The organism is Myxococcus vastator (assembly GCF_010894475.1).
Taxonomy (GTDB): Bacteria; Myxococcota; Myxococcia; order Myxococcales; family Myxococcaceae; genus Myxococcus; species Myxococcus vastator.
This window is the reverse complement of the sequence record NZ_JAAIYB010000253.1, coordinates 1-12058: the sequence shown is the minus strand read 5'-3', so window position 1 is coordinate 12058 and position 12058 is coordinate 1. Positions and strand designations below refer to the sequence as shown.

11 protein-coding genes are annotated in these 12058 nt (G+C 70.3%); 4 read left to right on the top strand and 7 right to left on the bottom strand.

Annotation, left to right across the window (positions count from 1 at the left end):
- Nucleotides 1-2362 (top strand): GMC oxidoreductase (locus tag G4D87_RS23185; RefSeq protein WP_240358513.1); only part of this gene is annotated, 2362 nt, incomplete at its 5' end.
- Nucleotides 2363-2469: 107 nt separating this feature from the next.
- Complete coding sequence (locus G4D87_RS23180) at nucleotides 2470-2976, top strand: DUF2267 domain-containing protein (RefSeq protein ID WP_176409129.1); 507 nt, start codon at nucleotides 2470-2472, stop codon at nucleotides 2974-2976.
- Nucleotides 2977-2980: 4 nt separating this feature from the next.
- Here G4D87_RS23180 and G4D87_RS23175 read toward each other — a convergent pair whose 3' ends face one another.
- The 4 genes from G4D87_RS23175 to G4D87_RS23160 all read right to left on the bottom strand — a co-directional run bounded on the left by G4D87_RS23175 (nucleotide 2981) and on the right by G4D87_RS23160 (nucleotide 7150).
- Complete coding sequence (locus G4D87_RS23175; protein ID WP_240358512.1) at nucleotides 2981-3352, bottom strand: MPN domain-containing protein; 372 nt, start codon at nucleotides 3350-3352, stop codon at nucleotides 2981-2983.
- Between the two features lie 10 nt (nucleotides 3353-3362).
- Complete coding sequence (locus tag G4D87_RS23170; RefSeq protein ID WP_163784390.1) at nucleotides 3363-4352, bottom strand: hypothetical protein; 990 nt, start codon at nucleotides 4350-4352, stop codon at nucleotides 3363-3365.
- A gap of 30 nt (nucleotides 4353-4382) precedes the next feature.
- Nucleotides 4383-6152, bottom strand: a complete 1770-nt coding sequence (locus G4D87_RS23165; RefSeq protein ID WP_163784389.1) for a vWA domain-containing protein — start codon at nucleotides 6150-6152, stop codon at nucleotides 4383-4385.
- Nucleotides 6153-6442: 290 nt separating this feature from the next.
- Nucleotides 6443-7150: a metallophosphoesterase gene (locus G4D87_RS23160; protein ID WP_163784388.1), complete on the bottom strand. Its 708-nt coding sequence runs from the start codon at nucleotides 7148-7150 to the stop codon at nucleotides 6443-6445.
- A 435-nt stretch (nucleotides 7151-7585) separates the two neighbouring features.
- On the opposite strand from G4D87_RS23160, the gene G4D87_RS23155 reads away from it, so the two are divergent.
- Complete coding sequence (locus G4D87_RS23155) at nucleotides 7586-8254, top strand: RNA polymerase sigma factor (RefSeq protein ID WP_163784387.1); 669 nt, start codon at nucleotides 7586-7588, stop codon at nucleotides 8252-8254.
- A gap of 48 nt (nucleotides 8255-8302) precedes the next feature.
- Nucleotides 8303-9490, top strand: a complete 1188-nt coding sequence (locus G4D87_RS23150) for a hypothetical protein (RefSeq protein ID WP_163784386.1) — start codon at nucleotides 8303-8305, stop codon at nucleotides 9488-9490.
- A 51-nt stretch (nucleotides 9491-9541) separates the two neighbouring features.
- Here G4D87_RS23150 and G4D87_RS23145 read toward each other — a convergent pair whose 3' ends face one another.
- Genes G4D87_RS23145 through G4D87_RS23135 form a run of 3 tightly spaced genes read right to left on the bottom strand, consistent with a single transcriptional unit; the run spans nucleotide 9542 to nucleotide 11911 of the window.
- Nucleotides 9542-10717: an AraC family transcriptional regulator gene (locus G4D87_RS23145; RefSeq protein WP_163784385.1), complete on the bottom strand. Its 1176-nt coding sequence runs from the start codon at nucleotides 10715-10717 to the stop codon at nucleotides 9542-9544.
- Nucleotides 10718-10728: 11 nt separating this feature from the next.
- Nucleotides 10729-11283, bottom strand: coding sequence for an anti-sigma factor (locus tag G4D87_RS23140; protein WP_163784384.1), 555 nt, complete (start codon nucleotides 11281-11283; stop codon nucleotides 10729-10731).
- The gene (locus G4D87_RS23135; RefSeq protein WP_176409170.1) at nucleotides 11276-11911 is read right to left on the bottom strand and encodes a sigma-70 family RNA polymerase sigma factor; all 636 of its coding nucleotides are present in this window, start codon (nucleotides 11909-11911) and stop codon (nucleotides 11276-11278) included. The genes G4D87_RS23140 and G4D87_RS23135 overlap by 8 nt, the downstream gene beginning before the upstream one ends.
- Nucleotides 11912-12058: the final 147 nt, after the last annotated feature.

Sequence of the window (12058 nt, the reverse complement as noted above, 5' to 3'; positions counted from 1 at the left end):
GTCATCGGGAGCGCCAATGCGGAGGTTGTCGTCACCTTGGAGTGAGCTGGCGTCGCATTACGCCGTGGTGGTGGTGGGCTCGGGATACGGCGGGGCCATCACCGCGAGCCGGTTGGCGCGCGCGGGCCAGCAGGTCTGTGTCCTGGAGCGAGGCCGGGAGCTCCTGCCCGGTGACTACCCGCGCACGGACGCCGAGTTCATGTCCGAGTTCCAGGTTCACTTCGACCCCGAGGCCGCCGCCGACGTGGGCAGTCCGACGGCCCTGTTCGAGCTCCACCGGGGCGGGGACGTCTCCGTCGTCACGGGCTGCGGCCTGGGTGGGACGTCGCTCATCAATGCCAACGTGGCCATGCGGCCGGACCCTCGGGTGTTCCTGGACGCGCGTTGGCCGGACGCGTTCCGCGCCGACGTGGACGGCTTGCTGGAGGACGGCTTCGCCTGGGCCGAGCACATGCTGCGGCCGTTGCCCTATCCGGAGTCCGCGCCGCCGCTGGCCACGCTGTCGGCGCTGGCGAAATCGGCGGAGAAGCTGGGCGGCACCTTTCGCCGGCCGCCCCTGGCCGTCACCTTCGAGGAGGGCGTCAACGCCGCGGGGGTGCGCCAGGGCGCTTGCACGTTGTGCGGTGACTGCATGACGGGCTGCAACTTCGGCGCGAAGAACTCCGTGCTGATGAACTACCTGCCGGACGCGCACCGCCACGGGGCGAAGCTCTTCACCGAGGTGGGTGTGCGCTACCTGGCGCGCGAGGGTGCCAGGTGGCGCGTGTACTACCGGCCGATGAACGCTGGCCGCGAGCGCTTCGATGCGCCAGACCTGTGGTTGACCGCTGACCGCGTCATCCTCGCGGCGGGGACCATGGGCACCGCGGAGCTCCTGCTTCGCTCGAAGGCGCTGGGGCTGCCCCTCTCTGGACGTCTGGGCCAGCGTTTCAGCAACAACGGGGACGTGATGGCCTTTGGCTACAACACGGACATCCCTGTCCACGGCGTGGGCCTGGGCGAGGCGCCCTCCGCGGGGCGCGAGCCCGTGGGCCCCACCATCAGTGGCATCATCGACGACCGGGCCACGCTGCGGCAGGAAGACGGGATGATCATCGAGAACGGCGCGATTCCCGCCGCGCTCGCGCGTCCCGTGACGGCGCTGCTCGCCGCGGCGTCAGCCATCGCCGGGCAGGACACGGACCGGGGCGTCATCGACCGCGTCGGGGAACTGGCGCGCATCGCGGACAGTGCCGTGCGCGGGCCGTACCACGGGGCCATGCGCAACACGCAGACGTTCCTCGTGATGTCCCATGATGACGGCGCGGGCGAGCTGCGCCTGTCGGGCGACCGGGTCCGCGTCCACTGGCCGGAGGCAGGGCGGCAGGCTGTCTTCACGCGGGTGGATGAACGCCTGCGCCGCGCCACGGAGGCGCTGGGCGGAACCTTCGTGCGCAACCCGCTCTGGAACAAGCTCACCGGCCACGAGCTGCTGTGCACCCATCCGCTGGGTGGGTGCGCCATGGGCGAGCGCGCGGAAGAAGGCGTGGTGGACCACGAGGGCCGCGTCTTCGCGGGAGCCGAGGGCACGGAGGTCCACGAGGGCCTCTACGTCAGCGACGGCTCCGTGATTCCGAGGCCGCTGGGCATCAACCCGCTGCTCACCATCTCCGCCGTGGCCGAGCGCACCGTGGCGCTGATGGCCCGGCGGCACGGCTGGAGCGTGGACTACGCGCCGGTGCCGGAGGCCCCGGGGCCTGGGCCCGCGCAGCCCCTGGCCGTGCAGTTCACCGAGACGATGTACGGCTACATCTCCGCGGGCGCCGACGAGGACTTCCTGCGAGCCGGGGACCCCGCGCGCAGGGAGACGTCACCCTTCCGCTTCATCGTCACGGTGGACTCACGGGACCTGGAGGAGACGCTCGCGCATCCGCTGCATCCCATGCAGTTGTCTGGCTGCGTGGTGGCGCCCGTGCTGTCCTCCCGTCCGATGACGGTGGAGCAGGGCGTGCTGCACCTGATGACCCACGAGGGCGCTCGTCCTGGCGGACGGCGGATGCGCTATCAGCTCCCGCTGGTCTCCGAGTCCGGCGAGCGCTTCTTCGTTGACGGCTACAAGGACGTCCACGACGACGAGGGTCCGGACCTGTGGGTGGACACCACGCGGCTCCTGGTGTCCATCTACCGTGGCGAGGACGCCTCGGGGCCCTGCATCGCCCGGGGCTACCTGCGGCTCAACGCCAAGGACTTCGCCGTGCAGCTCTCCACCCTGCGGGTGCTCCATGCCCAGGGCACGGTGCAGCGGCTGGCCGCGCTCGCCCGCTTCGGACGGTTCTTCTTCGGGGAGCTCTTCGAGACGTACGTGCGCAGCAAGGCCGCGTAGCGAGCGGGGAGGCGGAGGCACGGCCTTCGTGCCGCTGGGTCGTGCTCCTGCTGGATGGCGTGGGCACCGTGAGGCGCACACGCCATTTCATGAAGGAAGGACAGCCCATGCCCGATGACCGTGAGCAGGGAAAGGGCGCTCCGCAGGGCAGCGAGCGTCAGACCAGCCGCCGGGATACGCCCATCGAGGTCCGCAGGAGGTTGCGGCACGAGTCACGCACGAGCCAGACGTACGCGGCCTTCATCAAGCACCTGTGCGAGCGAGGCGGCATGTCGCCCGCCGTGGCCGAAAAGGCCGCGGTGTCCGTCCTCTGCGCCCTGGAGCAACGAATCCTCAGTGAGGAGGCAAGCGACCTGGAGGACCAGCTTCCTCGCAAGCTGACCCTGCTGCTGCACCGCTGTGAGAAGCACGAGGAAGAGCTGCCTCCCAAGTTCCACCGCGAGCACCTCCTGCGCCGGGTCGGAGAGGACCTGAGCCTTCAACCCGCCGCGGTGGAGCCGGTGGTGCGCGCGGTGATGGATGCCGTCCGCCACCAGATAACCGAAGGGGAGTCCGAGGACGTCATGGGCCAGCTCCCGCCGGACATCCGCGACCTCTGGACGCGCACCGTCTGAAGCCTCAAGCGAGGCCGCTGGGGGTATGGCGGATGCCGGAGGCGCTGCGCAGCGCCTCCGCCCACCAGGGCTCGGACGCGACCAGGACGTCCCTGTCTCGCAGCCGCGCCACCATGCCCTCGGGCGCCACGACGGAGAAGCGCAGGGGCTTGCCGAGCGCGGAGGTGAGCGCGGCCATGGTGCTCTCATCCTCGGCGGAGAAGCCGAGCGGACCGTCGGGGTGGCTGTGCGCCACCTCTTCGAGGACGTCACGCAGCCGCCAGATGGCCTCCCAGCGGGCGCGTGAGTCGGGCAGTTGATTCGGGCTGTCGGACGCGTCGCACCACAGCACTTCGCCGCCGTGGCCGATGAGCAGGCAGACCTCTCGGGTGGACATGGCCGTCTCCTCAGGCATGCCGGGTCACCACCAGGACATCCGCGTCAATGGCCTCGCGGATGACGGACGGCAGGCTCTCCAGCGTGACATCACCGTCCGCACCGTCCAGGCAGATGCCCGCGTCCAGGACCTGGAGCGAGTCCGCCGCGACGATGGAGACGAAGCGCTCTCCCATGAAGGCATACGTCACCTCCAGCCGCTGGCCCGCCAGCCGCCGCAGGTCCAGTGGACGCGCGCCCGCGTTCAACAGCGCCTGCTGGGCGCGCTGCATGCCATCCTCCCGCGCGTGCCCGTGGACGCCCCGCGTCTCCAGACGGGCGATGCGCCGCTGGGCTTCCGCGAGCAGCTCCGCGGACCGGGCTCGTCGCTCGGCGTCTTCCCGCTCCTGCCGTGTCCGTGCCGCCTGGGCCTCACGTTCGTCGTACAGCCGGCGCAGGCAAGCTTCCGCCGGAGCGCGGCCGCCCTCCGCCACCGCGAGGATTTGACCCCGGACCTCGGCGGGTGCGAAGCGGATGTCCACGTCGCGCGAGACACGCTCCAGCAGGGTGTAGCCAAACGCGGCCCGCAGGGGGGCACTCACGCCCCGAATGTGGGCGAGGGGTTGGTGTTGCTCCAGGGCGAGGCGTGCCGCGCCCTCGGCTTCGCTTTCAAAGTCCACGCCTTCGAAGAGCAGGGAGCCGTCAAACCAGCGGCGCGCGCTCACGGGCGCCAGGCGCGGCGGCTCCTCCTCCGGCATCAACTCAAGGGGCTCCGCCACGGCGTACTCGCGCACCAGCCGGCGTCCCCAGGCATGGCCCCGCACGCGCGGCAGCGCCTCCATGCACTCGGGCTCGGAGGGTTCACGCGGCGTGGCGTCTCGTCCCTTCACCTCGAAGCGCCACCACCCTGGGGTGACCGGGGTGGTGACACGGAGGCGTCGCGAGGCGGAGTCCACGGTGCCGCCGCCCAGATACGGCAGCACCACCGACTCCACCTTCCCGAGGAACTTCCGGTAGTCCACGACGCCTCCTCCTTCCTCAATGCATTGGCCTTACGCCACCTTCAGCAGCGGCGTGCGCATCACCCGTTCCACCCAGCCGGACTGGGCGGTTCCAGGCACTGTGGGCGCATCCAGCAGCGCCTTGAGCACCCGGGTGACCTGGTACGGGTCCTCGAACTGGTCCACGTTCACCTCGCTGAAGGGCACTCGCAGCTGCGCGGCGCAGGTTCGGACCGTCGAGCCCCGCGCATGTTCCACCGACACCAGCAGGGCCATCGCCGACACCGGGATGCGGAGGTCACGGAATGCCCGGGCGAACTGGTCGCCTGCCTCTCCGGCCTCGTCTCCCACCACGATGACCACCAGCTTCGCGTCTTCCGGCACGCGAACGCCGTCACGGTGCAGCGCGTACAGCGCGGATGCGTGCGTCGTTCCACCCGACGCCCGCAGCCCCGCCAGCATGTGTTGGACGGCGATGCGACTGGCGGCCTTCGGACGCAGCACCGTGCCCAGGGTGTCGAACGCGGCGATGTGCAGCTTGTCCATCGGGAAGCCCGCGAGGATGCGCGACAGCGCCTCCTTCGAGCTCTCGATGGCTCCCTCCATGGAGCCCGACTTGTCGATGAGGAACATCACCCGCACGTCGGTTTCCGCCGTCGCCTCCGCCACCGCCTGTCGTGCCGCGTTGTCGCTGGCCTCCTCCAGCTTGCGCCGCAGCACCTCGCTGCGGACGTTCTTCGCGATGTTCAGCGCCCGCTGGTCGGTGGCCGTGTGCACCGCCTTCTCCCAATGCGCGCGGATGGCCGGGTCCGTCAGCAGGCCCAGCTCTTCGAGCGTGGGCGTCATCAGCCGCAAGTCCCTGTCCGACAGCGAGGGCAGCAGCGCCGCCATGATGGCCGGCGTGAGGCCCACGTCCTTCGGCAGCCGGCCCACGACCTCCTTGTAGGAGAGGCGCTCCAGGTCGATCCACTCGCAGATTTCCGCCTCCGACAGGCCGTCGAAGCGCTCGCGCTTGACCAGCGTCAGCCCGTTCAGGCCCACTTCGCGGTGGCCCTGCGCGGACTGCTTCTGCTTCCAGCCGAGCACTTCGAAGAAGCCCTGCGCGCGCGGCTTGTAGCCCGCCTTGCGCGCCAGCTTCTTCAGCGTCTCCTTGTAGCCCGCCTTCACCAGCCCCTGGAGCATGGGCATGTTGGCCTCACGCGCCGCCAGCCACTTCGACGCCACGCGCTTCCAGCGGCCCAGCGGCGCCTTCCGGGACGCCGGGTCACCAAAGCCCGCCTCGCGGTTGAGTCGGGCTATCTCCGGCTGCTCCAGCAGCTCCGCCACGCGCAGCACCGCCTTGGGCGTGAGCATGCGCGTCGACTTGCGCTCGTAGTGGAGCACCATCGCCTCGCCAATCGCTCGCCAGTCGTCGTCGTGGAAGGCCACGCCGCCCTGTTCGTCGCGCACGGGCTGACCCGCGTGCTCCTGCACGAGCATGAGCGCGCACGTCGCGACCTTGAGGTCGCGCCAGTCCGTCTGGGTCAGCGCGTACGACGCGAAGTGGGCCATCAGCTCCGCGTTGAGTCGGTAGATGTCCAGGAGCTGCCGGTAGAGCTTCACCGCGGCGGGGACGAAGAGGCCCGGCTTCACCGGACGTCCCTTCTCACGCTGGAACGGCGTGGCGTGCGCCGCCGCGTACCAGGTGCCATTCACATCCAGGCCAGGCCGGTTGTGCCACAGGTGGGCGGAGCCTCCGAGCACCAGGTCCAGGAGCCGCTCGGCGGGACCGCGCTGCGACTCGGGCAGCAGCGCGTTCGGGTTCTGCGTCTGGGTCGTCATGGTGTCCCCTTGGGACGTGCCGCGGGTCAGGCGCGGGGCGGCCCCCTCGCGACGAGGCGAGCGGAGTGCACCGCGCGTGGACGCACGGGTGCCTTGCGCTTCAGCGAAGGCGGCCCGTGCGAAGTGAGGATGGGGGGAGGAGAGGGTGCGCCCGAGTGACGAGGCCGGTTTCTGGATTAAAGGTCCCAGTGCTCGACCGCTGAGCCACGGAGCCCCGAAGGGCTCCGGCGGGATTCGAACCCGCGTAGCTGTATGGCGTGTTGGACCCCGTCGGCCGGGCGCGAAATCGATTACGAGAAGACGGACACGTCGCCGTGGACCGCAATCCGGGCCACGGCCTTGCCGCCCCGGTACGTGCTCCGGGCCGGCACCGAGACGAGCTCCCAGGTTGGGAGCACCACCGCCGTCAGGGAGCGTCCGTAGACGCACCCGGTGTCGATACCCACCGCGTGCTCGGTGACGAGCGGCGCGTCGAAGACGGTGTGGCCGAAGATGACCCGCTCCGGGCCCTTCCAGTGGTGCGTCCAGAAGCTCCAGCCTTCAGGCGCCTTGGACGGCCAGTAGCTCTTGGCCGCCGGAGGCCGGATGCACTGGGCATGGAGCAGGTGGTACGGGTCCTGTTTCTCGACGGGCAGGTCCGGCAGCATTCCGGCATGCACCACGATGGCGTTGTGCTCCGGCAGCCGCAGGTAGTGAGGCAGCCGGGCCATCCAGTCGTAGTGCCCGGGTTCGAGCACCCGGCGTGTCTCGAGGTGGTCGGGGAGCAGCCGCTCGTCCGCCCGGTGGCGCTGCTGGAGGTGCTTCTCCTCGTGGTTGCCGAGGATGGCCTCGTGCCGCATGGCCAGCTCCACGCACTCGCGGCGCTTGGGGCCGCGGTCCACCAGGTCACCCGCGAAGATGATGCGGTCGCTGGAGGTCGCGCCCACCCTGTCGAGCAGCTCCACGGCTTCGTCGTAACAGCCGTGAAGGTCTCCGATGACGATGGTGCGGCGGGACATGACGCGAATCCTCAAGAAGGGAAGGGTTGAGCGCCCGAGTGAAGAAGCCAGTTGGCTGATTATCCAGATCAGTGACGGACCATCCGTCGTCACATGCCCGTGGGGCATGTGTGTGGATTCGAACCACGGCTTGTAGGGCCGCTTCGGCTGGGCGCTCGAAAGCGATGGGGGCGAAGACGCGGGCCCTCGCTGCTCCTGACAGGGGGATTTTCCGGGGCCGATTTCCGAACGGCCGCTCTATCAATTCCGTCAGGAACGCCCCGCGGCTTTCGTCCGACTTCGCGGGTGCCAATTGTCCGGTGATTCCGCCGGGTTGGCGCTCCCTGCTTGTCTCGGAGGCTGCCTGCGGATGCCAACGTGGTACCTTGCCGCGCCACATCCCCGTAACCCAACATCCCGGGGCGTCTTCCCCGGCGCAGCTCCCAGGTCCTTCCGGTGTACGAGCAGCTCACGGATGATGAATTGTTCGCGGAGGTGGCCCGCCGCCGCGCGACTGGCGAGCCCGTTGGCGGCCCGCTCGGAGCGTTGGTGCAGCGGTGGGCCCGGCCCTCGCGGTACGTCATCAGCAAGATTCAGGCGAGCTACGGCCGTGGTTCCCCAGCGGACGCGGACGAGCTCTTCCAGGACGCGGTCGGGAAGTTCATCGACCGGGGTCTGGACCAGTTCCGCGGCGTGTCGGAGCAGATGCCCGGCCGGAGCGCGTCTCCCAAGACGTTCTTCCTGCGCATCGTCAAGCACGTGGCCATCGACTTCTACCGGAAGCACCGCGAGGAGCTCGCGGCGCCTCCGTCGGACCCCGATGACGCCATGGAAGAGCCACCCTCCGAGGTGGCTCGCGCCGTCGAGCTCGGGAAGCGGCGTGAAGAGCGCGCCGAAGCCCAGGAGCTGTATTGGGCGGCCTTTGCCCGCCTCCAGCAGGAGCACCCGAAGGAAGCCTCGGCTTGGGACCTGTACCACCACGAAGACGTCGAGGATCACGAAGAATGTGCCCGGCGCCTGAACATCACCGTGGTGAACAGCTACAAGCGCGTCAGCCGGGCCCAGGCCTACCTCAAGCTCTACCTGCTGGACCTTCATCGCGAGTCGCATGGGGAGGAAGCGTGAGCCGCCTCCTTCCCCGCCACACCCGGGGTACCCAGGAGGAATGAACCCATGATTGTTGGAGATACGCTGTCCCGCTATTCCGCCCGCCGCGCGCAGCTCCTGTCGGGCACGGCTTCTCCCGGTGAAGTGCTCGAGGCGGCGGGTGACCTGCTGCGCCGGCGCTCCCGGTTGGAGACCGAAGGTGTGGACGCCGCCCTGCGGGGCCTGGGTCGACCTCAGGTGGAAGCCTGGTTGAAGTCGCAGAAACCGCAGTCGCTGCAGCCGGTGCTGCTGAGGGCCGCGGAAGAAGCCGTCGAGGTGGCGCTCGACGGCGGTGAAGAGGCGGACATGTGGCGGACCTCCGCGCTGGAGGGACTTTCCGCCCGGGACCGGGCCGCCTCCGCCGCACATGCCCTGGCCGTCTGGGAGGGCTTTCACGGCGCTCTCGACGGCGAGTCCGCGCAGCTTCGAGACCGCTTTCTCGCCGCGCTCCAGGGCCTGGACTCAGCACTCCGTCCCCGAGCGCGTTGGTTCATCCCACTCAATCCGCAGCGCCGGCAGGAGCGCGACCTCCTCGAACTCGCCGAGCAGGACGCCGCGTGGTGGTTCTCCGCGCGCGCCGGCTGCGACGACCTGGTCGCCACCTGGACGGCCAATCCCCAGACGCTGACGGCCCACCTTCAGGAATGCGACGCGTGCCGCGCGGACATGGCGGATGCCGCCCCTGTGGACATGCCCCCCCGCCGGCACCTCACCGCGGACGACCTCTGGCGCCTCGACATGGGGCTGCTGTCCGAGGACGAGCGGACCCGGCTGGATGCGCACACGGCGCGCTGTGGTGAGTGTGCCCAGGCCGTGTTGGCGCTGGACGAAGGCGAGGCGGCCATCGAGGAGGCGCTGGACCTGGACGAGGACGGGACGGTGGCCCGCTCCGCGCGCACCTCCCGCGCGCCTGTCTCCCACCGCGCTCACGCCGCCCGCCTGCCGGAGCAGCGCGAGGTGCTGGATGAGCGCCGCGACTTTCGCGTGGTGCTGGTGCGTGAGCGTCAGCGCGTGCGCCTGCTGGTGCAGCCCCTGTCTGGACGGACGGTGACGGCGGCGGTGTTCCTGAGTCCCGGCCGTCCCTCGCTCAAGCCGGCCCATGGGCCGGAGGGCATTGCCTTTGACTTGACGTCCGCGTCATCCACCGGCGCGCGCTCTGCTCACCTGTCCGTGCATGCGGGGAGCGAAACCCTGGAGCGCGACTTCGCCTTCTGACGGGAGGTCCTTTGTCCCACGCCGGGGCCCATGCGCATGGGCCCTCCGCGCTCAGGGCGACATGGGAACCGCGGTCCGCTCCGTGTCGAGCGCCTGACGGCTGCGCACGGGGGGCTGCGGAATGGGAAGGCTCCCCGCCGGCAACGTGGGGCTGAAGCCATTCGCCAGAAGGGCCATCACGAGCTGCGCGCTGGGCGGACGGGTGCCCAGCGCCGCGCCGCAGACGTCCAGTTGGTCCACTACCCGGGGGCCTTCGGTGCGCTGGTAGCGGTTGCACGTGGTGTCCACCTGCGGGTCCAGGTGCCTCGCCAGCTCGCGCGTGTGGCGGCCCCAGCGCATGGTGAGCCTCTCTGGCGTGAGCTGGATGTTGACGGGCTCCTCACCCCACGTCCCCTCGACGAGGGTGCGCCGTCCACCGGCCTTCAGCTTCAGGTCGAGCGCGCGCTGCCCCAGGGTGCCCGTCACCGCGATGCCGTGCTCGTAGACCTCTTCGCCGAGGATGCTCACCCAGACGCCGTCCTTGCGCCGGGTGTACGGCTTGTCCGCGGCGACGCGGCCATGGTTGAACCAGACGTCGCCCACGCGGCCCAGGGGCAGTGGGTCGTTCTTCGCCACCGGCGCGGGCGTGTCGTCCTCCAGGCCCGAGGGACTGGCCGCGGCCACCACCGGCCGCGAGCCCAGCAGGTCCGTCACTGGCACGGACGCGTCGACGACCTCGAAGCGAACGCCGTCCAGCCAGGCCTGGCCCGTGCCGCTGATGATGAGGCCGGCCATGATGGTGGTGGCTTCCTTCGGGACGTCCAGCACCACGTCGTAGCGCTTGCAGCCCGCGGTGCCCACCAGCGCGCGCGACTGCATGTTGTCGAAGGCCAGGGGCTGCTTCGGGTCAGGCCCTTCCACGCGCATCCACAGGCCCGCCCAGCCCTCCACGTCCTTGATGCGCAGCGCGCCGGAGAAGCGCAGCCGCTTGCCCCGGAAGTCGTGCGCGCCGAAGGCCTGCATGAAGGTGCCGTAGCCATTCTCGTCCGGGGACAGCGAGCGGAGGGAGGCGCTGCGGTTGCCTTCGCACGTGGCGCGGCTGTCCACGCCGGCCTCGTAGCGCTTGGGGGCGCTCTCCGTCACATACCAGCCGACTGGCAGCTTCTGGGCGCCTTCCGACGGCTGCGCACCCGCCTCGGTGGAGGCCAGCGCGAGCAGCAGGGCGGCGAGTTTCTTCCGGAAGTCCATGACGGGAATCCTCACAGCGATACGGGGCGGCGCGCGCTCAGCGCACCCTCGGGGAGGCCGGTGCGGGCCTCGTAGCGCGGGACTTCACCCGTGCCCCAGGGATATTGGACGAGCAGCCCACGCTCCTCGGCCGCCTGGGTGCACGACGCCTGCGTGGCCAGGTCCGGGCACGCCACGACGATGGCCTGCGGCTCGGCGACCTCCGTCTCCAAGCCCACCGAGGGCGGCTCGACGTGAAGGGCCAATGTGCTGGGAGGTGCGGGCGGTTGCCGTCCGCCGGGCAGCACGACGAAGGCCCATGCCGCCGCCGCGGCCAGTGCGGCACCGGCCAGGCCCGTCGTGAGACGTCGAGTGTCCCAGCGGGCCGGGCGGATGACGTGGACGGCGGGCGCATGGGTGCTGGCGACTTCGTGGAGCTGCTCCGACAGCAGGGCTTCTTCCTGGAGCAGGCGAGCGCACGGCGCACATTCCAGCGTGTGCGCCTCGAGGCTCGCGGCCTTCTCCGGTGCCAGCGCCCCCAGGATGTATTGCTCCGCGGAGTCGCGGGTGAGGTGGGGCTTAAGCATGGGTTTCCTCCTCGAGCGCGGTGCGCAGCTTCTTGCGGACCTCGCACAGGATTTGCCGCACGCGCTGGACCGACAGGCCAACGCGCGAGGCGACTTCAGCATGGGGGAGTTCCTGGCCGTCACAGGCCAGGAGGAAGACGTTTCGTGCGCTGGGGGACACCTGCGCCAGCGCGGCATGGGCGCGGGAGAGCTGCTCCTCGGACAGCAGGCGCCGCTCCGCGGACACCGAAGGGTCCACCGGGTGGTGACGCTCCGGCAGCTCATCCACCGCCCCGGCAATGGACTCGCGACGGGTCCGTCGTGCGTCGTCCGCGGCCAGGAAGGCCGCCTGGGTGAGGGCGAGGTTGGGCAGGCGCAGCTCCGTCAGCAGCCCGCGCTGCTGTTGCTGGATGAGCCGTGCCCAGGTCTCCTGGGCCAGCTCTTGCGCCCGGTCCACCCGGACGCCACGTGCGAGCAGCGATACCACGACCCGCCGGTGATGGCGTGCAACCAGCGCGTCCCAGGCCGCCCGATCCCCCGCCAGGGCGCGCCGCGCGAGGAGGGCTTCGTCCCCCCTGGGCGCCGTCGCCTCGGCCGGCTCGTCGGCTTCCTGTGACAATCGCAGCGTCGTCATCCGCAGGCCCTGCACGGCTGCACTCATGCCGTCTTCCCGTCGCTCAGAGGCGTCCGGGGAGCACGCCTGCTCCCCAGTGCCCCCAGAACGTGTGTCCGGCGCGGACATATCGACGAGGGCTGGGAAGATGTGCGGCGGGGTGGGCAAGGGTCAGTTGACGGC